This is a genomic window from Castellaniella defragrans (genome assembly GCF_014203015.1).
Taxonomy (GTDB): domain Bacteria; phylum Pseudomonadota; class Gammaproteobacteria; order Burkholderiales; family Burkholderiaceae_B; genus Castellaniella; species Castellaniella defragrans.
The window spans coordinates 121,097-141,318 of record NZ_JACHIB010000013.1 but is presented as its reverse complement, the minus strand read 5'-3'; the positions used below and the strand labels follow the sequence as shown (position 1 = coordinate 141,318).

Below are 20,222 nucleotides of genomic sequence, written 5' to 3'. Positions count from 1 at the left end.
CGGCTTGCTCATGGTGGACACTCATCGAAAGAAGCGTCCACCATTTTATTTCAAACTATTGAATAAATAAACAAATTAATGAAACACAACACTAGTTGTCCGCCTCCGCGGGCCGCCGTCCCGCATCCTGCCGGTGCGCCGCGCGCCGGCGGCGGGATTCCAGGGGATCGAAGACCAGCGGCCGGTACAGTTCGACGCGGTCGTCCTCGCGCAGCACGCGGCGCGCGTCGCAGCGCTCGCCGTACACGCCCATCGCGGGCGGATGGTCCGTGAACTCGGGGAATTCCTCGGCGAAACCGCTCAGGGCCAAGGCCTGGCCCACGGTCGTGCCCTCGGGCACGTCCAGGGTCCGCCGCCACAGGCGCGTGGGCGCGGCGAAGGCGATGTGCACCCGCACCTCAGGCTCCGTAGATCGCGTGGGCGCGCTGGGTGAAGGAATCGATGAAGCTGGTGGCGATCCGGTTGAAGACCGGCCCGACCACCGCCGAGAGCGCGCGGCTGGAAAAGGTGTATTCCATGGTGTAGAGCACCTTGCAGCCGTCCTCGCCCAGGGGCTGGAAGGTCCAGTGCCCGGTCAGGCTGGAGAACGGCCCGTCCACCAGGTGGAAGACGATCCTGTGCGGATAGTCGTGGTCGTTGCGCGTGGTGAAGCTCTGGCGGATGCCGGCGAAATGGATCTGCACCGTGGCCTGCATGCCCTGTTCGTTGCGCCACTGCACGTCGGCCCCGCCGCACCAGGGCATGAATTCAGGGTAGCGCCCCACGTCGGCCACCAGGTCGAACATCTGTGCGCAGCTGAACGGGACGAGGACGGAGCGCTGGATCGAGGGCATCGGCAAGGCGGTCGGTTGGGCTAGAATGAAGGGATTTTACATTTTCAGTTCCCGCCTTGGTCGGACCCCCATGAGTATTGTCGAAAATCGCAAGGCCACCCACGATTACTTCATCGAGGAACGCTTCGAGGCGGGACTGGTGCTGGAAGGCTGGGAAGTCAAGGCCATCCGCGCCGGTCACGTTCAGCTCAAGGAAAGCTACGTCATCGTGCGCGACGGCGCCCTGTGGATCCTGGGCATGCACGTCAGCCCGCTGCCCACGGCCTCCACGCACATCCACCCCAACGCCACGCGCACGCGCAAGCTGCTGCTGCACGCCGAGGAAATCAGCAAGCTGATCGGCAAGGTCGAGCAGCGCGGCTACGCCCTGGTGCCGCTGAACCTGCACTACAAGGGCGGGCGCATCAAGCTGGACTTCGGCCTGGGGCGCGGCAAGAAGCTGCACGACAAGCGCGACACCCAGCGCGACAAGGACTGGGCGCGCGAAAAAGAGCGGCTGATGAAGCACGACACCCGCGCCCGCAAGGGGGATTGAGCGGGGATCGAATGCGCGCCCTGGGATCGGCCGGGAATCGAACGTCCGCCCTGGGAACGCCCGGGAATCGAACGTCCGCCGGGGATTGGGCGGGGCGGAACGTACGTCCGGGGATCGAACGCGCGCCGGGCGCGCAGTCCGGCGGCGCATCGGCCCGCGTCCTGCACGTCATCCCGCACGTCGTCCTGCCCGTTTCAGGGCCGTCCCTCGCGGAAGGTGCGTCGGTAGGCCGTGGGCGTGGTGCGCAGGCGGGCGCGAAAATGCTGCCGCAGCGACAGGGCCGAGCCGAAGCCGGCCGCCTGGGCGACCGCATCGATCGGCAGGGCGCCCTCTTCCAGCAGCTCGCGCGCGCGTTCCAGGCGCCTGGCCAGCAGCCACTGCTTCAGCGAGGTCCCCGTCGCGCGCTGGAAATGGCGCGTGAAGCTGCGCCGGCTCATCGCCGCCCGGGCGGCCAGCGTGTCGATGGTGTGCGGCTGCTCCACGTGGGCGGCGGCCCAGCCCAGGACGCGGGCCAGCCGCCCTTCGCCGGGCGAGGCCGGCATCGGCCGCTCGATGAACTGGGCCTGTCCGCCGTCCCGGTGCGGCGCGACCACCAGCGTCCGGGCGGCGCGGCCGGCGGCGGCGGCGCCGCCCAGCCTGCCGAGCAGGTGCAGGCAGCAATCCAGCCCCGCCGCGACGCCGGCCGACGTCAGCACCCTGCCCTCGTCCACGTAGAGCGCCTCGCGCTCGACCCGCACGCCCGGATGGCGTTCGGCCAGCCGGTCGGCGTAGGCCCAGTGGGTCGTGGCGCGCAGGCCGTCGAGCAGCCCGGCCTGTGCCAGCGGAAACGCGCCCAGGCACAGGCCCACCAGGCCCGCGCCGCGCGCACCGGCGCGGCGCAGGGCGTGGACGAGCGCGTCGGGGGCCGGGCGGCCGTCCTCGTGCCAGGAAGGCACGATCACCCAGTCGGCCCGCTCCAGTTCCGCCAGGCCGTATTCGGGGACGATCGAGAATCCGGCCGTCGTCCGCAGCGGCGCGGGGTCGGCGGCGCATACCCGCACCTCGAAACCCGTGGCGGCGCCGCCCGGCCGCGCGCCGAAGACCAGGGCGGGAACCGACAGGTGAAAGGGCGTGATCCCGTCGAAGGCGACGACGGCGATCCTGAGCGGGGCCGCGGCGGAGCCGAGGGATCGGGCGGGGAGACAGCCGGGAGGCTGGATCAGATAATCATCCATGATGGCCCGATTTTATCGAATCATGGTTTTCAGGCCACTCCCGGCCGCGGGCGGCCGGCGCCACAATGGCGCATCGGCCCGTGAAAACGCGCCGTGCCATCCGAAAACTTCCCTTTCTGGAGCCCCGCATGCCCGCCTCCCCTCGCCGTGTCCTGCTGCTCATCGACGTGCAGAACGAATACTTCACCGGCCGCCTGCCCATCGCCCATCCCCCCGCGGAAACATCGTTGCGCAACATCGGCCTGGCCCTGGAGGCCGCTCGCGGCGCGGGCATTCCGGTCGTGCGCGTGCTGCACGACGGCCCCGAAAACGGCCCCGTGTTCGCCCGCGGCTCGGACGGCTGGCGGCCGCATCCGGCCGTCGCCGGGCTGCCGGTGGACCACACCGTCCACAAGACCCGGGCCAGCGCCTTCGCCGGGACGGACCTGGCCGACTGGCTGGCCGCGCGGGACATCGATACCGTGACCGTCGCGGGCTACATGACGCACAACTGCGACGCGGCGACGATCTTCGAGGCCCTGCAGCGGGGATTCGGCGCGGAATTCCTGTCCGACGCCAGCGGCTCGCCGGCCTACTGGAACGCGGCGGGCCAGGCGAGCGCGGAGGAGATCCACCGCGTGTTCTGCACCGTGTTCCACTCGAATTTCGCCGCGGTCGCCACGACCGCCGACTGGATCGAAGCCATCGGCGCGGGCCGTGCGCTGAAAAAGGACAACGTCTACCTGTCGGGCCAGCGGGCGCTGGCCGGCGCCGGCACTCCCGTCCAGGGCTGAGGCGGCGCGGTGGCCGCCCGGCAGCCTGCCCGGACGATTCCCGTTCGGCGGATCGCTGCCCGGCCAGCCATCCCTCAGCGGATCGTGAAGCCCTCGATTTCCAGCAGGCGGACCTTGCGGCCCAGGCCGCCGCCGTAGCCGTTCAGAGTGCCGTTGCGGGCCAGGATGCGGTGGCAGGGGATGATGATGCTGATGGGGTTGCTGCCCACGGCGGTGCCGACCGCGCGGCCGTGGCCGGCGCCCAGGCCGGCGCGCTCGGCCAGTTCGCCATAGGACAGGGTCTCGCCGCAGGGGACTTCCAGCAGCGCCTGCCAGACCTTCTGCTGGAAGGCCGTGCCCCGGGGCGCCAGCGGCATCCCGAAGACCGTGCGCTCGCCGCGCCAGTATTCGTCCAGTTCGCGCCGGGTCTGCTCCAGCACGGCGAGGACGGCGGCCGGCGTGCCTTCCTGCAGCAGGCGCAGGGACGCCGCCGTGCCGGGCCCGTCGGCCGCGCCCTCGTCCCGCCGCCGGGCGGGCGCCGGCGCGGACGCGGCGGCGGAGCCCGTGGGGAACAGCTCGCCGCTTGCGCCCGTCGGACGTTCCCGCGTCGCCTTGAAGGTGCGGATCGCCCGGTTGCCCTGGAAGCCCGCCGTGGGGTCGGACACCACCGCGGCGGCGGCCTCCACCCCCGGCACCCGCGGGAGATCCCGCTGGTCGGTGAAGTACAGGCCGGTCAGGCCGGCCTCGTCGGCGGCCAGCAGGATCGGTCCCAGGGGCGACGGGATCAGGGCATGGAACGGCATCGCGTGCCGCTCGCTCAGGCGGCGATCTTCGTGTCGGCCAGGCGCTGCCAGGTATCGACCACCGTGTCCGGGTTCAGGGACATGGACAGGATGCCCTCGTCGCGCAGCCACTGGGCCAGGTCGGGATGGTCGCTGGGGCCCTGCCCGCAGATGCCGACGTACTTGCCGGCCTTCAGGCAGGCCTGGATGGCGCGGCGCAGCATGAACTGCACGGCCGGGTCGCGTTCGTCGAAGTCGGCGGCGAGCAGTTCCATGCCCGAATCCCGGTCCAGCCCCAGGGTGAGCTGGGTCATGTCGTTCGAGCCGATCGAGAAGCCGTCGAAGTACTGCAGGAACTCGTCGGCCAGGATGGCGTTGGTCGGGACTTCGCACATCATGATCAGGCGCAGGCCGTTCTCGCCGCGCTTCAGGCCGTGGGAGGCCAGCAGGTCCACCACGCGCCGCGCCTGGCTCAACGTGCGCACGAAGGGCACCATGATTTCCACGTTGGTCAGGCCCATCTCGTCGCGGACTTTTTTCAGGGCCTCGCATTCCATGCGGAAGCATTCGGCGAAATCCTCGGAGATGTAGCGCGACGCGCCGCGAAAGCCCAGCATGGGGTTTTCTTCCTCGGGCTCGTAGCGCGAGCCGCCCACCAGCTTGCGGTATTCGTTGGACTTGAAGTCCGACAGGCGCACGATCACGGGCTTGGGATAGAAGGCCGCGCCGATGGTGGCCACGCCTTCGGCGAGCTTTTCCACGAAGAAGGCGCGCGGGCTGGCATAGCCCCGGGCGGCGGACTCGACGGCCTTTTTCAGGTCGCTGTCGACGTTGGGGTAGTCCAGGATCGCCTTGGGGTGGACGTTGATGTTGTTGTTGATGATGAATTCCAGGCGCGCCAGACCGACGCCGCCGTTGGGAATCTGGGAGAAGTCGAAGGCCAGCTGCGGGTTGCCGACGTTCATCATGATCTTCAGGCCGATGTCGGGCATCTCGCCCCAGCGGACTTCCTCGATCTCGGTCTCGATCAGGCCGTCGTAGATGCGGCCCTCGTCGCCTTCGGCGCAGGACACCGTGACCTCGCGGCCGTTGGCCAGCACGTCGGTGGCGTCGGCGCAGCCCACCACGGCGGGGATGCCCAGTTCGCGCGCGATGATGGCCGCGTGGCAGGTGCGCCCGCCGCGGTTGGTGACGATGGCGGAAGCCAGCTTCATGACCGGTTCCCAGTTGGGGTCGGTCATGTCGGTGACCAGGATGTCGCCGGGGCGCACCTTGTCCATTTCGGAGGCGTCGGCCACCACGCGCACCGTGCCCGAGCCGATCTTCTGGCCGATGGCGCGGCCGGTGATGAGGACTTCTCCGGTGGCCTTCAGGCGGTAGCGTTCCTGGACGTCGTGGTGGCTCTGCTGCGACTTGACGGTTTCGGGACGGGCCTGGAGGATGTAGAGCTTGCCGTCCACCCCGTCGCGGCCCCATTCGATGTCCATCGGGCGCTGGTAGTGCGCTTCGATGATGGTGGCGTAGCGGGCGAGTTCGATGATTTCCTCGTCGCTCAGGGAATAGCGGTTGCGCTCCGAGGCGGGGACCTCGACCGTGCGCACGGCGTGGCCCGAGACGCGCTGCTCGTCGAATTCCATCTTGATCAGCTTGGAGCCGATGCGCCGGCTGATGACGGGATAGTGGCCCGAGGCCAGCGTGGGCTTGAAGACGTAGAATTCGTCCGGGTTGACGGCGCCCTGGACGACGGTCTCGCCCAGGCCGTAGGACGAGGTGATGAACACCACGTCCTTGAAGCCGGATTCGGTGTCCAGGGTGAACATCACGCCCGCGCTGCCCTTGTCCGAGCGCACCATGCGCTGGATGCCGGCCGACAGGGCGACCTCGGCGTGCGCGTAGCCCTTGTGCACGCGATAGGAGATCGCACGGTCGTTGTACAGCGAGGCGAACACGTGGCGGATCTTGTCCAGCACCTCGTCGATGCCGACCACGTTCAGGTAGGTTTCCTGCTGGCCGGCGAAGGACGCGTCGGGCAGGTCCTCGGCGGTGGCCGACGAGCGCACGGCGAAGGATCCCTTGCCGTCGGCGTCGAGCTGGGCGAAGGCCGCGCGGATGGCCCGCTCGAAGTCGGCCGGGAACGGGGTGTCGATCACCCACTGGCGGATCTCGGCGCCGGCGGCGGCCAGTTCGCGCACGTCGTCGGCGTTGAGCGCATCCAGGCGCGCGTTGATGCGGGCGTCCAGCCCCGTGGACTTGAGGAAGTCGCGAAAGGCCTCGGCCGTGGTCGCGAAGCCGCCCGGCACGCGCACGCCCGCGCCGGCCAGCTGACTGATCATTTCACCTAGAGAAGCGTTCTTGCCTCCTACCGAGTCCACATCCGTCATGCGGAGCTGCTCGAACGATACGACGTACGACATGGTGTCACCTTTGAGATAGAAAAAGCGTGTTTGCCCGGCGTACGCGGCGCGGAGGAAAAAAGCCCCCCCGTGCGCGGCATGATCGCGTGCGCCCGGCAAACCAGCCTCTGGAACCCTTGCGCGAACCCAAGGCCCGTGCGGATGTTCCCTTGCTCCCGGTTCGGGTGACTGGTAACCTTTCGCGGATTGTACCGTTTCTGACGCTTGGTGGTTCAACAATCCATGACCGACTCCCTCATCGAACGCCCGGTGTTCATCGTCTCCGACAGCACCGGGATCACGGCTGAAACCTTCAGTCACGCGGTGCTTTCGCAATTCGAGGCCATCGCCTTCCAGTCGGTGCGGCTGCCCTTCATCGATTCGGTGGAAAAAGCCGACGCCGCCGCGCGCCGCATCACCCAGCAGGCCGACCGCGGCGGCCCGCCGCCGCTGGTGTTCAGCACCCTGGTGGACCCGGAAATCGCCGACCGCATCCGCGCCGCGCCCTGCGTCTTCCTGGACCTGTTCGGCTCCTTCGTCCATCACCTGGAAGGCGTGCTGGGCGTGAGCGCCAGCCGTTCGGTGGGCCGCTCGCACACCAACGGCCTGAGCAAGCAGTACAACAACCGCATCGAGGCCATCAATTTCAGCCTGGCGCACGACGACGGCCAGTACGTCCAGGGCCTGGAGCAGGCCGACGTCATCCTGGTGGGCGTGTCGCGCTGCGGCAAGACCCCCACCAGCCTCTATCTGGCGATGCAGTACGCGGTCAAGGCCGCCAACTACCCGCTGATTCCGGAAGACTTCGACCGCGGCGCCCTGCCCGCCGCCCTGCTGCCCTACCGGCGCAAGCTGTTCGGCCTGTCGATCCAGCCCGACCGGCTGTCCGAGGTGCGCAACGAACGCCGCCCCAACAGCACCTACGCCTCGCTGAAGCAATGCCGCCAGGAAGTCGCCGACGCCGAACGCCTGATGCGCATGGAAAACATCCCCTGGCTGTCCACCACCACCCGCTCGATCGAGGAAATCTCCACGAAGATACTCGACGAGGTCGGCCTGGACCGGATGAGCTATTAGCCTTCGGCGCCCGGGCTCGCCATGCCGCCTTGCCGGCCTGGCCTGGCGAGCCGATGCCGTTCAGCCCTGCCTGCGCCGCGCCGTGCGTTCCCTGACGGCGGCCACCAGTTGCTGGCGCCGCTGCTCGAACAGACAGACGGCCGCCGCGGCGGCGACGTTCAGCGATTCGACCGCCGTGGACTGCGGGATGTGGACGCGCCAGTCGGCCCGCGCCATCAGTTCGTCCGCCACGCCCTGCCCTTCGTTGCCGAACAGCCATACGCAGGGCTGGCGCAGGTCCTTCAGGTAGAGCAGTTCGGCCCTTTCCAGGGTGGTAGCGGCCAGCGGGATGTCCAGCCGCCCGGTCAGCGCCGGCAGGTCCGCGTGCTCGTGGATCTCCAGGGCGAAATGCGCGCCCTGGCCGCTGCGCAGGACCTTGGGCGACCAGGCCGAGGCGCAGCCGTCGGACAGGTAAGCCTGGCGCAGGCCGGCCGCCGCCGCCGTGCGCAGCAGCGTGCCCAGATTGCCCGGATCCTGCACCCGGTCCAGCCACAGGCAGCCGGCCGTGATGCGCTCGGGCAGCGTCGGGGCGGGCGCCTCGACGATGAAGAACACGGCGGGGCCGTGCTCGACCTGGGACAGGACGGCGGCGAGGTTGTTCTGCAGGACGACGCGGCGCCCCTGCGCACAGGCCTGCCAGATCGGCCCGACCCAGTCCAGCGACAGCGCGGATTCGCCGACCACCAGCACCGGCGGCGGCCCCTTGTGCTCCAGCCAGGCGCGGCACAGGTGCTCGCCTTCGAGGATGACGCGGGCGTCGCGGCGGCCCGGCCGGCCCTGGGCCAGGCGCAGCCAGGCGCGGTAGTCCGGGTTGTCGCGCGACGCGATGTGGCGTACGGGTACGGACGTCATGGCGCGTCCCCGCACCGCGCCTTCTGCCGGCCGTTTACCTCGTGGCCCGCATGCCGCCCGGCAGCGCCGGCGTCCAGCAGGACGCGCACCGGGGCGAAGCCGCGCCGGTGCGCGGGGCACGGGCCGAATTCGGCCAGCCGGGCCAGATGCAGCGCGGTGCCGTAGCCCTTGTGGCGATCGAAGGCGTATTGCGGGTAGCGCGCGTGCAGTTCCAGGCAGCAGGCGTCGCGCGCGGTCTTGGCGAGGATCGAGGCGGCGGAGATCGCGGGCTCCAGAGCGTCGCCCCCGACCACGGCCCGGGCATGGCAGGGCAGGCCCTCGGGCAGGCGGTTGCCGTCCACCAGGATCGACGCCGGCGCGTGCCGCAGGGTCAGACAGGCGCGCCGCATGGCCAGCATCGTCGCCCGCAGGATGTTCAGCCGCTCGATCTCCTCGACGCTGGCGCTGGCGATGGCCCAGGCCAGCGCGCGTTCGCGGATCAGGCCGGCCAGGGATTCCCGGCGTTCAGGGCTGAGCTTCTTGGAATCGTCCAGGCCCTCGATCGGACGGTCCGGGTCCAGGATGACGGCGGCGGCGTAGACCGGGCCGGCCAGGGGGCCCCGCCCCGCTTCGTCCACGCCGGCGACCAGGATCCGGCCGGCGGCCGGCGCCTGCGCATCGCCCGCCACCGGGCCGCCGAACAGGTCAGGCTGCGTGGCCATGGCTGACGTCCAGGATGGCCTGCGCCGCCAGGCCCGGCGTGTCGCGGCTGAGGGTTTCGTGCAGCGCCGTGAAGCGGCGCGAGATGCGTTCGGCCAGCGCCGCGTCGGTCAGGGCCGCCCAGGTGTGCTCGGCCAGGGCCTGCGGCGTGGCGGCCTCCTGCAGCAGCTCGGGCACGACGAATTCGCGCTCGAGGATGTTCGGCAGGCCGATCCAGGGCAGGCTCGGGGCGTCCTGGCCGGATTTCCAGGCCATGATGCGCCGCATCCAGGGCGTGATGACGTAGGAGATCACCAGCGGCCGCTTGAAGAGCGCGGCTTCCAGGGTGGCCGTCCCGCTGGCCACCAGCACCGCGTCGGCGGCTTCCATGGCATGCCAGGCGATCGGCCAGTCGGCCGTGTCCTGGCCATCGGCGCGGGCGGGCGCGTCCGGCGCCGCCGCGGGGCCGCGTCCCTGCGCAGGCCCCTGCCCCGTCCCGGGCAGCGCCGACAGGACCCGGCAGCCGGGAACGGGATGCTGCGCCAGGATGGCCTCGAACTGGGCGCGGCGGTGCTGGTTGACCATCGGCACGACGATGCGCAGGCCGGGGTCCTGGCGCACCAGCAGCTGCGCGGCCTGCAGGAAGCGGGGCGCGAGCAGCCGGATCTCCGATTCGCGGCTGCCGGGCATCAGGGCCAGCACCCGGCGGCCGGGCTCCAGGCCCAGGCGCGCGCGCGCGGCCGCGCGGTCCGGCCGCACCGGAATGAGTTCGGCCAGGGGGTGGCCGACGTAGGTCACGGGCACGCCCTGCCCGCGGTACAGCTCGACCTCGAAGGGGAACAGCACCAGCATATGCGAGACCGCGCGGCGGATCTGGTGGATGCGCTCGAAGCGCCAGGCCCAGATCGACGGGCCGACGAAATGCACGGTGGGAATGCCGGCGGCGCGCAGCTTTTCTTCCAGGCGCAGGTTGAAGTCCGGCGCATCGACCCCCACGAACACGTCCGGACGCCAGTCCAGCGTGCGGCGGAGGGTGTCGCGCCAGGTGCGGATCAGGCGCGGCGCCCGGCGCAGCGCATCGACGTAGCCGAACACGGACAGCGCGTCCATGGGGTGCCAGGCCTCGAAGCCTTCCCGGGCCATGGCCGGGCCGCCGATGCCCCTGGCCCGGACCTGCGGATCGCGCGCCCGCAGGCCGCGCAGCATGCGCGCCGCCAGCAGGTCGCCGGAGGGTTCTCCGGCCACGATGGCGGCGGTAAAGGTGGAACGCTCCGGCCCTGGGGCCGGAGCGTTTCCGCCACCCGGCGGGGGTGCCTTCGGCACCGTCTGAAAGATAGGGCCTCGCCTGGCCTCGCCCTGAGGGTCGGGGCCCGCGCTCAGGCGCGTGGTCATGGCCGGGCGATGCCCCGGCTGGAGGCCCGCAGGAAATCGAGCAGGGTCTGGACGGCGGGCGCCTCGCCGGGGTGTTCGGCCTGGAGGACCGCCAGGGCCTCGATGGCCTGCTCCACGCTCAGCTGGCGCCGGTAGAGGATCTTGTAGGCGTCCTTGAGCACCTGCACGTCGGCCGGCGTGAAGCCGCGCCGGCCCAGGCCCTCGGCGTTGATGCCCACCGGCCGGAACGAGTCGCCCGCGCCGATCATGTAGGGGGGCACGTCCTGGCGCACGGAACTGGTGCCGCCGATCATGGCGTGCGCGCCGATGCGCACGAACTGGTGCACCGCCGACAGGCCGCCCAGGATGGCCCAGTCGCCGATGTGGATGTGGCCGCCCAGCTGGACGCCGTTGGAGATGACGATGTGGTCGCCCAGCTGGCAATCGTGGGCGATGTGGACGTAGGCCATGATCCAGTTGTCGTCGCCCAGCCGCGTGGTGCCCGCGTCCTGGACGGTGCCGGTGTTCACGGTCACGAATTCGCGGAAGGTGTTGCCCGCGCCGATTTCCAGCGCCGTGGGCTCGCCCGCGTATTTCTTGTCCTGGGGGATGCCGCCGATCGAGCAGTAGCGGTAGAAATGGTTGTCCGGGCCGATGACGGTATGCCCGTCGATGGCGCAATGCGGGCCGATGCGCGTGCGCGCCCCGATGCGGACGTGCTCGCCGATGATGCTGTAGGGGCCGACGGCGACGTCCTCGCCCAGCACCGCGCCCGGCGCGACCAGGGCCGTGGGATGGATCTGTGCCGCGCCCATCATTCCTCCAGGATACGCACCGCGCACATGATCTTGGCTTCGGCGGCGATCTGGTCGTCCACCTTGGCCACGGCGGTGTACTTGCAGATGGAGCGGCTGAGCTTGTCGGCCGAGACTTCCATGCGCAGCTGGTCGCCGGGCACCACGGGGCGGCGGAAGCGCGCGCCGTCCACGCCGACCAGGTAGTAGGCGATCTTGGTGCTGGCCAGGTTCGGCGCGCCGGCGTCGGCGAAGGAGAACAGCGCGGCCGCCTGGGCCAGGGCCTCGATGATGAGGACGCCGGGCATCACCGGATGATGGGCGAAATGCCCCTGGAAGAAGGGCTCGTTGTAGGTGACATTCTTGATGGCCACGATGCTCTTGCCCGGGTCCATCTCCAGAACACGGTCCACGAGCAGCATCGGCTGCCGGTGAGGCAGCCGTTCCATGATGTCTTTGATGTCGAGTTCCATTATTTTATGCGTCCTGCTTGTGGTTCGTCGGCTGGCCGGCCGTGCCGGCGGCGCCTTGTCGTTCCGCGGCGCGCAGCCGCTTGCGCAACTGCGCGAGCTGGCCGATCACGGCCGCATTGTGTTGCCAGGCGGCGTGCTCGGCCACGGGGAACACCCCGGTATAGCGCCCCGCCTTGAGGATGTCCGAGGTGACCGCGGTGCCGCCCGAGATGTGCACGTCGTCGCCCAGCGTCAGGTGCCCGCCGAACATCGCCGCCCCGCCGATCACGCAGCGCCGGCCCATGGTGGTGGAGCCGGCCACACCCACGCAGGCGGCCATCGCGGTGTGGTCCCCGATGCGGCAGTTGTGGCCGATCATGATCTGGTTGTCGAGCTTGACGCCGTCGCCCAGCACCGTGTCCTCGACTGCGCCGCGGTCGACCGTGGTGTTGGCGCCGATTTCCACGTCGTCGCCGATGCGCACGCCGCCCAGCTGGGCGATCTTGGCCCAGGCGCCGGGCGTGCGCGGATCGGGCGCGAAGCCGAAGCCGTCGGCCCCCAGCACCACGCCCGAATGCAGGATCGCCCGCGCGCCGACGTGCACGCCGTGATAGAGCGTCACGCGGGCATGCAGCAGGCTGTCCGCGCCGATGGAACTGCCCGCGCCGATGACGCAGCCCGCGCCGATGCGCACGCCCGCGCCGATGCGCACGCCCGACTCGATCACCGCCAGCGGCCCGACGTGCACGCCGTCGGCCAGCTCGGCGTCGTCGGCGATCACGGCGCTGGGATGGATGCCCTTGGGCAGGCCGGCCTGGCGATGGCGGTCGAACCACTGGGCCAGCAACGCGTACATCAGGTAGGGCTGCGGGCACAGCACCGCGGCCCAGGGCGGCGCGCCGGCATGGCGGGCCTGGTAGGCTTCCCAGTCCTGCGGGCGCAGGATGACGGCGGCCGCGCCGCAGTCATCCAGCTGGGACTGCAGGCGGGGATTGGACAGGAAGCTGATTTCGGACCGGCCGGCCGAGCCCAGGGAGCCGATCCCCGCGATTTTCAGCGCGCCCGCGTCCGGGGCGCCCGTGATGCCGCATCCCAGCCCGACCGTATCGGCTGCCCGCAGAAGTTCGGACAATGCGGGTGCCCGATCGGGCGCGAGCAGCACAGGCATGGGAAATCAGCCGCCCAGGGCGCTGATGACCTGATCGGTGATGTCCACACGCGGGCTGACCGTGACGGCGTCCTGGATGATCAGGTCGTAGTTCTGCTGCTCGGCGATTTTCTTGATCGCGGCGTCGGCCTTTTCCACGATGGCGGAAAATTCCTCGTTGCGGCGGCGGTTGAAGTCTTCCTGGAATTCGCGGCGCTTGCGCTGCAGGTCGGAATCCATGTCCTGGAGCTTGCGCTGGCGCTTGACGCGCTCGGCCTCGGACAGCACCGGGGCGTCCTTGTCGAGCTTCTGCGCTTCGGAGCGCAGGCTGTCGGCCAGGCGCTGCAGTTCCTGGTCGCGCTTCTTGAATTCGCCTTCGATCTTGGCCTGAGCCGCCTTGGCGGGCTTGGAATCGCGCAGGATGCGTTCCGTGCTGACGAAACCGATCTTCGTGCCCTGGGCATAGGACGGCGCGACGAACAGCGCCCCCAGGCCCACGGCCGCCGCCAGGGCGAGCGCCCGGTGGCTACGCACGGCGCGTTGCGCCAACGTTGAAAAATTCAGACCTGAAACAAACATGATGAGGAACCCACCTAGGATCAAAGCAGCTACAAAAGGGTTTATTGTGCCATCAAACGCGGAGAATCAGAAACCCGTGCCGATCTGGAACTGGAAGACCTGCTTCTGGTCGCCTTCCTTGGCGTTCAGTGCGCGGCCGAAGGACAGCTGCAACGGCCCCAGCGGCGATTCCCAGGACAGGCCCAGGCCCGCGGAGTACTTCCAGCCGCAGGGATCGGCCACCTGGCCGTACTGGCCGTTGGCGCAGGCCGAGCCGTCGGTCGTGTCGATCTGGCCGACGTCGGTGAACATGAACCAGCGCAGGGTGCGGTCGCGCGAGGCGCCGGGGAACGGCAGGTAGAGCTGCACGTTGCCGACGATGCGCCGCGAGCCGCCCAGATAGGTGTCGGTGAGGGTGTCGCGCGGGCCCAGCGAGGCGCCCTCGTAGCCGCGCACCGAACCGATGCCGCCGGCGTACATGTTCTTGATGACCGGGAAGGCCTTGCCGCTGCTGCCGTAGGTCTTGGCCCAGTCCACCTGGCCGTTGACGGCCAGGGTGAAGGCGCGGCCCAGCGGCCAGTAGAACTGCTGCTGGCCGCTGAGCTTGTAGTAGCGCAGGTCCAGGGTGGAGATGTCGGCGGACACGCGGGTGTAGCTGCCGCGGCGCGGCGCCAGGGCGCTGTCGCGGGTGTCCTTGGCCCAGCCCAGGCTGAAGATGGCGGCGTTGGTGGTGTCGCCGTAGTCGTCGACGAAGTTCTGGTAGGCCAGCGGCGCCGGATTGGTGCCGGTGCGGCGGATGTCCTTGAGGGCGTTGCGCTCGAAGGTCACGCCGGCGAAGATGCGGTCCACTTCCGAGATCGGCACGCCGAAGTTCAGGCCCAGGCCCATGGATTCCACCGTGTACCAGCCGGTGGAGCCGCTGTCGGACACGTCGTAGGGCGTGGTGCGCCGGTAGTACACGGACGTGGTCTTGCTGATGCCGTCCTGGGTCCAGTAGGGATTGGTGTGCGAGATCACCGCCGCGCGGTTGGTCTTGCTGGTGTTGACGTTCAGGGACAGCGAATTGCCGCTGCCGAAGACGTTGTCCTGGCTGATGCCGGCCGACAGCATCAGCTTGTCGGTGGAGCCGTAGCCCACGCCCAGGCTGATCATGCCGGTGGGCTTTTCCTTGACGTCGACGTTGACGTCCACCTGGTCGGGCGAGCCCGGCACCGGATCGGTCTTGACGTCCACCTCGGTGAAGTAGCCCAGGCGGTCGACGCGTTCCTTGGAGGTCTTGATGCTGGAGGAGTCGTACCAGGCGGCTTCCTGCTGGCGCATCTCGCGGCGCACGACCTCGTCGCGGGTGCGGGTGTTGCCGCCCACGTTGATGCGGCGCACGTAGACGCGGCGGCCCGGATCGACGTAGAAGGTGAGCTTGGCGACGTGGTTGTCGCGGTCCAGCACCGGGCTGGGATTGACGTTGGCGAAGGCGTAGCCCAGCGAGCCCAGGTAGTCGGTGATGGACTTGGCCACGGCGTTGGTCTTTTCCGCCGAGAAGGTCTCGCCTTCCTTGACGGTGACCAGCGGCTGGAGCTTGTCGTCCAGGCCGAGCAGGTCGCCGGCCAGGCCGACCTGGCCCAGCTTGTAGGGCTTGCCTTCGTGCATCGTCATGGTGATGTAGATGGCCTTGCGGTCGGGCGAGATCGACACCTGCGGGGGCTCCATGGAGAATTCCAGGTAGCCGCGGTCCAGGTAGTAGGAGCGGATGCGCTCGACGTCGCCTTCCAGCTTTTCGCGCGAGTACTTGTTGGTGCCCGTGTACCAGGTCATGAAGCCGCCGGTGGTCAGCTCCATCTGGTCTTCCAGCGTGCTGGAGGAGAAGGTGTCGTTGCCGATGAATTCGATCTTGTCGATGGTGGCGACTTCGCCCTCGAAGATGTCGAAGCTGACCCCGACGCGGTTGCGCTCCAGCGGCGTGATGACGGGGTTGATCTGGACGCCGTACTTGCCCTTGGACAGGTACTGCTGCTTGAGCTCGAAGACCGCGCGGTCGAGCATGGCCTGGTCGAAGATCCGGCCCTGGCCGAAGCCGACCTGCGCCAGGGATTTCGTCAGCGCCTTGACGTCGAATTCGCGCATGCCGTTGAAATTGATCGAGGCGATGGTGGGCCGTTCTTCGACGGTGACCACCAGCACGTTGCCCTGCGCGTCGATCTTGACGTCGTTGAAGAAGCCCGTGCCGTAGAGCTTCTGGATGGCGGCCGAGGCTTCTTCCTGGGTGAATTTCTGGCCGATCTTGACGGGCAGATAGGTGAAGATCGTGCCCGGATCGACGCGTTCGATCCCCTTGACCTGGATGTCCTGAACCACGAAGGGCGTGAAGGCCGCCGCGACGGCGGGCGCCAGCAGGGCCGCCAGCACCAGGGGAATGGCGCGCTTGATCAGACGAAAATTCCGGGGAGACGACATCCTGGCAATCCTATTTGGCCGTGGAGGAACACGCTTGAGCGATGCGGGATTGTAAGTCACAACCTCGTCAACTGAAAAGCCGCGCAAAATCGTTGAACAGGGCCAGAACCATGAGGCCCAGCACGACGCCCAGGCCCAGCCGCTGGCCCAGGTCGCGGGCCCGCTCGGGCAGCGGCCGGCCGCCGCGCAGCGCCTCGATCAGGTAGAACAGCAGGTGGCCGCCGTCGAGCATCGGAATGGGCAGCAGATTGAGCACGCCGATGCTGATGCTGATGAGCGCGAGGAAGCCCAGGTAGGACTCCAGGCCGATGCGCGCGGTGCGGCCGGCGTATTCGGCGATCGTGACCGGGCCGGTGACGTTCTTCCAGGACACGTCGCCCACCACCATGCGGCCCATCATGCGCAGCGTGAACAGGCTCATGTCGGCCGTGCGCCGCACGCCCTGCCACAGGCTGTCCAGGGGGCCCAGGCGCACCAGCACCTCGGGCCGCTCCGCCTGGATCAGGGCGCCGATGCGGCCGACCGCTCGGCCGTCCTCCGCGGTCTCGGGCCGCGGCGTCACGCTGAGGGAGACGCGGTCGCCCCGGCGCAGCACGACCAGGGGCAGCGGCTGGCCGGCGTGCGCCTGGACGGTGCGCACGAAGGCCTCGACGGAAGGCTGCTGCAGCCCGCCCGCCGCCAGGATCCGGTCGCCGGCGCGCAGGCCGGCCTGCTCGGCGGCCCCGCCCGGCACCAGCTCGCCGGCCACCGGGACCGGCGCCCGCAGCGCCAGCCCGGCGGCCAGCAGCGGATCGGGATCGTCCGGCGCCACGGCCTGGGGCGCGAGCTTCAGGGTTTCGTCGCGGACCGCGCCGTCGGCCGATTCCAGCGTCAGGGGCACGTCGCCGCCCAGGGACAGGGGCTCGGCCAGGCGCCAGCGGGCCTGGGTCCAGGACGCCACCGGCTCGCCGGCCACGGCGCGCAGCACGTCGCCGTCCTGCACCCCGGCCAGGGCGGCCGGCGTGCCGGCGGGCGGCGCCGCCAGCACGGCGGCCGGCTCCTGCGTGCCCCACAGGCCCAGGAAGGCGTAAATCAGGGCGGCCAGCACCAGGTTGGCGGCGGGGCCGGCCGCCACCACCGCCGCGCGCCGCGCCAGCGGCTGGGCATTGAACACGGCGCGGCGCGTGGCCTCGTCGGCCTCCGGCGGGGCCTCGTCGAGCATCTTCACGTAGCCGCCCAGCGGGATGGCCGACAGCGCCCATTCGGTGCCGTGCCGGTCGAGGCGGCGCAGCAGCACCGGGCCGAATCCGACCGAGAAGCGCACGATCGGCACGCCCGCGCGCCGCGCCACCCAGTAATGGCCCAGCTCGTGGAAGGTCACGAGCAGGCCCAGGGCGAGGATGAAGGCGGAGAGGGTCAGCAGCATGGGAACGAAGGCCGGAACGGGGACATCAGCGGGTCTGGCAGAAGCCGGCCGCGACGCGGCGCGTGCGCGCGTCCAGGTCGAGGATTTCCGCCAGGGAGGACGGCGTCTGCGTCCCGTGCGCCACGGAGTCGTCCAGGCAGCGCTCGATGATGGACGGAATCTGGGTGTAGCGGATGCGCCCGCGCAGGAAGCCGTCGACCGCGACCTCGTTGGCCGCGTTCAGCGCGATGCAGGCGCCCTGCCCCTGGCCCAGCGCGTCGAAGGACAGCCGCAGGCAGGGAAAGCGCGCCAGGTCCGGGGGCTCGAAATCCAGGCGTCCCAGGCGGGCGAGCTCCAGCAGGCCGACGCCGCCGTCGATGCGCTCCGGATAGCCCAGGCCGTAGGCGATGGGCGTGCGCATGTCGGGCTGGCCCAGCTGGGCCAGGATGGAGCCGTCCAGGTATTCGACCATGGAATGGACCACGCTCTGGGGATGGACCACCACCTGGATGTGCGCCATCGGCATGGAGAACAGCCAGTGGGCCTCGATGACTTCCAGCCCCTTGTTCAGCATGGTGGCCGAGTCCACGGAGATCTTGCGGCCCATGCGCCAGTTGGGGTGGGCGCAGGCCTGGTCGGGGGTCACCGCGTCGAGCTGGTCCAGCGCGGTGCGGCGAAACGGCCCGCCCGAGGCGGTGAGCAGCAGCCGGCGCACGCCCTTGGCCGGGCTTGCCGGCGCGCGCGCGCGATCGGCCGACTGGGGCAGGCACTGGAAGATGGCGTTGTGCTCGCTGTCGATGGGCAGCAGCTCGGCGCCGGACTCGCGCACGGCGCGCATGAACAGGCTGCCCGCCGCCACCAGCGCTTCCTTGTTGGCCAGCAGCACCCGCTTGCCGGCCCGCGCCGCCGCCAGCGCCCCGGGCAGCCCGGCGGCGCCCACGATGGCGGCCATGACGGCGGTGACCTCGGGATCGGCCGCCGTGTCGGCCAGCGCCTGGGCGCCCTGGCGGATTTCCGGCAGCGGCCGGCCGGCCGGCCAGGCAGCCAGAAAGCGCGCCCGGGCGGCGTCGTCGGGCACGATCACCACCCGCGCCGCGTGCCGCGCCGCCTGCTGCGCCAGCGCCTCGATCCGGCTGTGCGCGCTCAGCGCATGGACGGAGAACCGGTCCGGATGGCGCGCGACCACGTCCAGCGTGCTCACCCCGATGGAACCGGTCGAGCCGAGGATGCAGAGGCGTTGCTGGACGGACATGGCGTTGGAACCTGTGGATGCGAAACGGACGGGCGGGCCTAGGAACCGGCCATCAGCAGCAGCGCGGCGGCCGGCGCCACCGGCAGCACCGCGTCGATGCGATCGTACACGCCGCCGTGGCCCGGCAGCAGCTGGCTGGAATCCTTGACCCCCGCGCGGCGCTTGAGCAGGGATTCAAACAGGTCGCCGACGATGGACCAGGCCGCCAGCGCCACGCCGGCCACGACCAGGCCCGCCCAGCCGACGTGCGCCAGCAGCAGCGCCCCGAAGCTGCCCGGCCACCACAGCGCCGTGGCGACCAGCCACACGGTGGCCGCCAGGATGCCGCCGGCCGCGCCCTCGATCGTCTTGCCGGGGCTGACGCGCGGCGCGAGCTTGCGGCGCCCCAGGCTGCGGCCGGTGAAATAGGCGGCGATGTCGGCGGCCCAGATCAGCGCCCACAGGCTGACGAGCGCGGCCGCGCCGTGGCGCAGGAACACCCAGGCGAGCGCGTACCAGGTGGCGGCCAGGACGAGGAAGCCGGCCAGGGCCAGCACGCCGGGCCGGCAGGCGTCCGGCAGCCGGGCGCGCACCACCGCGGCGGGGGCGAAGGCGAGCCAGAACAGCACCGCCAGCGGCAGCAGGACCGATCCGAAGGCGGTTTCCAGGCCCGGCTGGCCGTCGGCCAGCAGGCGCGACAGCGGCACCAGCGCGAGGACCGCCAGCACCGCCCCGCCCCAGTGCACGGCGGCGCCCGGCGTCACCAGCCGCAGCCATTCCCACAGCGCGCAGCCGGTCATCAGGCCCAGCAGGGCGAGCATCGGCCAGGGCGTGGGGGCGGCCACGGCGGCCGCCACGATCGACAGCAGGACGACGGCGGTGAGGATGCGCTGGCGCAGCATGGCGGATTCCTTTCAGACGGTGTCGCGCAGCTGGGCGCTGGTGCGGCCGAACCGCCGTTCGCGCCCCCGGTACCACGCGAAGGCCCGGTCGAGCTGCTCGGCGTCGAAATCCGGCCACCAGCAGTCGGTGAAATACAGTTCAGTATAGGCCAGCTGCCAGATCATGAAATTGGAAATACGCTGCTCGCCGCCGGTGCGGATGAACAGGTCGGGCTCGGGCGCGTAGGCCATGGCGAGCCAGGGCGAGAGCGCGGCCTCGTCCAGCAACTCGGGATGGGCGGCGAGCTCGGGCCGCCGCGCCAGCAGGGCCTGGACGGCCTGCAGGATGTCCCAGCGGCCGCCGTAGTTGGCGGCGATGGTCAGCGTCAGGGCCGATTGCCCGGCGGTGCGCCGCTCGGCGTCCTCGATCAGGCCGCGCAGGTGCGGGTCGAAGGCCGACAGGTCCCCGGCCACGCGCAAGCGCACGCCCTGGGCCTCCAGGCGATCGACTTCCTTTTCCAGGGTGCGCACGAACAGGCGCATCAGCAGGGAGACTTCCTGGGCCGGGCGGCGCCAGTTCTCGGAGCTGAAGGCGAACAGCGTCAGGTAGCGCACGCCGCGCAGGCCGCAGGCCTCGACGATGCGGCGCACGGCCTGCACGCCGCGCACGTGCCCCGCCGTGCGGGGCAGCATGCGCCGGGTCGCCCAGCGGCCGTTGCCATCCATGATGATGGCGACATGCCGGGGCACGTCCCCGGTCTCGGGAATGGCAAGCGTGGAAGAAAGAGTCTCGGTCAT

20 protein-coding genes are annotated in these 20,222 nt (G+C 70.2%); 3 read left to right on the top strand and 17 right to left on the bottom strand.

The window, feature by feature from the left end; genetic code table 11:
- Nucleotides 1–91: 91 nt before the first annotated feature.
- Together HNR28_RS11980 and HNR28_RS11975 are read right to left on the bottom strand one after the other, a co-directional pair.
- Nucleotides 92–397: an RnfH family protein gene (locus HNR28_RS11980; protein WP_151024958.1), complete on the bottom strand. Its 306-nt coding sequence runs from the start codon at nt 395–397 to the stop codon at nt 92–94.
- Between the two features lies 1 nt (nt 398).
- Nucleotides 399–833, bottom strand: coding sequence for a type II toxin-antitoxin system RatA family toxin (locus HNR28_RS11975; RefSeq protein WP_043682524.1), 435 nt, complete (start codon nt 831–833; stop codon nt 399–401).
- A gap of 70 nt (nt 834–903) precedes the next feature.
- Between HNR28_RS11975 and smpB the strand changes: the two genes are divergently transcribed.
- Nucleotides 904–1,368: an SsrA-binding protein SmpB gene (smpB, locus tag HNR28_RS11970; RefSeq protein WP_043682522.1), complete on the top strand. Its 465-nt coding sequence runs from the start codon at nt 904–906 to the stop codon at nt 1,366–1,368.
- Nucleotides 1,369–1,562: 194 nt separating this feature from the next.
- Here smpB and HNR28_RS11965 read toward each other — a convergent pair whose 3' ends face one another.
- The gene (locus HNR28_RS11965; RefSeq protein WP_151024959.1) at nt 1,563–2,582 is read right to left on the bottom strand and encodes a GlxA family transcriptional regulator; all 1,020 of its coding nucleotides are present in this window, start codon (nt 2,580–2,582) and stop codon (nt 1,563–1,565) included.
- 128 nt (nt 2,583–2,710) lie between these two features.
- On the opposite strand from HNR28_RS11965, the gene HNR28_RS11960 reads away from it, so the two are divergent.
- A complete protein-coding gene (locus tag HNR28_RS11960) occupies nt 2,711–3,355 on the top strand; it encodes a cysteine hydrolase family protein (RefSeq protein ID WP_151024960.1) in 645 nt (214 codons plus the stop codon).
- A 74-nt stretch (nt 3,356–3,429) separates the two neighbouring features.
- Here HNR28_RS11960 and HNR28_RS18125 read toward each other — a convergent pair whose 3' ends face one another.
- Nucleotides 3,430–4,137, bottom strand: a complete 708-nt coding sequence (locus tag HNR28_RS18125) for a methylated-DNA--[protein]-cysteine S-methyltransferase (RefSeq protein ID WP_151024961.1) — start codon at nt 4,135–4,137, stop codon at nt 3,430–3,432.
- Between the two features lie 14 nt (nt 4,138–4,151).
- On the bottom strand, nt 4,152–6,530 hold the full coding sequence (gene ppsA / locus HNR28_RS11950) for a phosphoenolpyruvate synthase (RefSeq protein ID WP_043682516.1): 2,379 nt from the start codon (nt 6,528–6,530) through the stop codon (nt 4,152–4,154).
- Between the two features lie 222 nt (nt 6,531–6,752).
- On the opposite strand from ppsA, the gene ppsR reads away from it, so the two are divergent.
- On the top strand, nt 6,753–7,586 hold the full coding sequence (ppsR, locus tag HNR28_RS11945; protein ID WP_043682514.1) for a posphoenolpyruvate synthetase regulatory kinase/phosphorylase PpsR: 834 nt from the start codon (nt 6,753–6,755) through the stop codon (nt 7,584–7,586).
- 60 nt (nt 7,587–7,646) lie between these two features.
- Here the strand turns inward: ppsR and HNR28_RS11940 are convergent, their stop codons facing one another.
- From HNR28_RS11940 to uppS, 12 genes are all read right to left on the bottom strand, one after another.
- A complete protein-coding gene (locus HNR28_RS11940; RefSeq protein WP_151024962.1) occupies nt 7,647–8,477 on the bottom strand; it encodes a TrmH family RNA methyltransferase in 831 nt (276 codons plus the stop codon).
- Nucleotides 8,474–9,178: a ribonuclease HII gene (gene rnhB, locus HNR28_RS11935; RefSeq protein WP_151024963.1), complete on the bottom strand. Its 705-nt coding sequence runs from the start codon at nt 9,176–9,178 to the stop codon at nt 8,474–8,476. Before rnhB ends, HNR28_RS11940 begins: the two co-directional genes overlap by 4 nt.
- Nucleotides 9,162–10,361, bottom strand: a complete 1,200-nt coding sequence (lpxB, locus tag HNR28_RS11930) for a lipid-A-disaccharide synthase (protein ID WP_244978286.1) — start codon at nt 10,359–10,361, stop codon at nt 9,162–9,164. The genes rnhB and lpxB overlap by 17 nt, the downstream gene beginning before the upstream one ends.
- Before the next feature lie 182 nt (nt 10,362–10,543).
- On the bottom strand, nt 10,544–11,341 hold the full coding sequence (gene lpxA / locus HNR28_RS11925) for an acyl-ACP--UDP-N-acetylglucosamine O-acyltransferase (RefSeq protein ID WP_043682508.1): 798 nt from the start codon (nt 11,339–11,341) through the stop codon (nt 10,544–10,546).
- Nucleotides 11,341–11,793 carry a 3-hydroxyacyl-ACP dehydratase FabZ gene (fabZ, locus tag HNR28_RS11920; RefSeq protein ID WP_043682505.1) on the bottom strand — a complete coding sequence of 151 codons (453 nt, stop codon included), beginning with the start codon at nt 11,791–11,793 and terminating at the stop codon, nt 11,341–11,343. The genes lpxA and fabZ overlap by 1 nt, the downstream gene beginning before the upstream one ends.
- A 4-nt stretch (nt 11,794–11,797) precedes the next feature.
- Entirely contained in the window at nt 11,798–12,940 is a 1,143-nt protein-coding gene (gene lpxD / locus HNR28_RS11915; RefSeq protein ID WP_043682503.1) for a UDP-3-O-(3-hydroxymyristoyl)glucosamine N-acyltransferase, read from the bottom strand.
- A 6-nt stretch (nt 12,941–12,946) separates the two neighbouring features.
- Nucleotides 12,947–13,498, bottom strand: coding sequence for an OmpH/Skp family outer membrane protein (locus tag HNR28_RS11910; protein ID WP_043682501.1), 552 nt, complete (start codon nt 13,496–13,498; stop codon nt 12,947–12,949).
- A gap of 66 nt (nt 13,499–13,564) precedes the next feature.
- Nucleotides 13,565–15,928: an outer membrane protein assembly factor BamA gene (bamA, locus tag HNR28_RS11905; protein WP_151024965.1), complete on the bottom strand. Its 2,364-nt coding sequence runs from the start codon at nt 15,926–15,928 to the stop codon at nt 13,565–13,567.
- 67 nt (nt 15,929–15,995) lie between these two features.
- On the bottom strand, nt 15,996–17,333 hold the full coding sequence (rseP, locus tag HNR28_RS11900) for an RIP metalloprotease RseP (RefSeq protein WP_184142907.1): 1,338 nt from the start codon (nt 17,331–17,333) through the stop codon (nt 15,996–15,998).
- A gap of 25 nt (nt 17,334–17,358) precedes the next feature.
- Nucleotides 17,359–18,564: a 1-deoxy-D-xylulose-5-phosphate reductoisomerase gene (locus HNR28_RS11895; protein WP_151025329.1), complete on the bottom strand. Its 1,206-nt coding sequence runs from the start codon at nt 18,562–18,564 to the stop codon at nt 17,359–17,361.
- 38 nt (nt 18,565–18,602) lie between these two features.
- Nucleotides 18,603–19,445, bottom strand: a complete 843-nt coding sequence (locus HNR28_RS11890; protein ID WP_151025330.1) for a phosphatidate cytidylyltransferase — start codon at nt 19,443–19,445, stop codon at nt 18,603–18,605.
- A gap of 12 nt (nt 19,446–19,457) precedes the next feature.
- Nucleotides 19,458–20,222: a polyprenyl diphosphate synthase gene (gene uppS / locus HNR28_RS11885; protein WP_151025331.1), complete on the bottom strand. Its 765-nt coding sequence runs from the start codon at nt 20,220–20,222 to the stop codon at nt 19,458–19,460.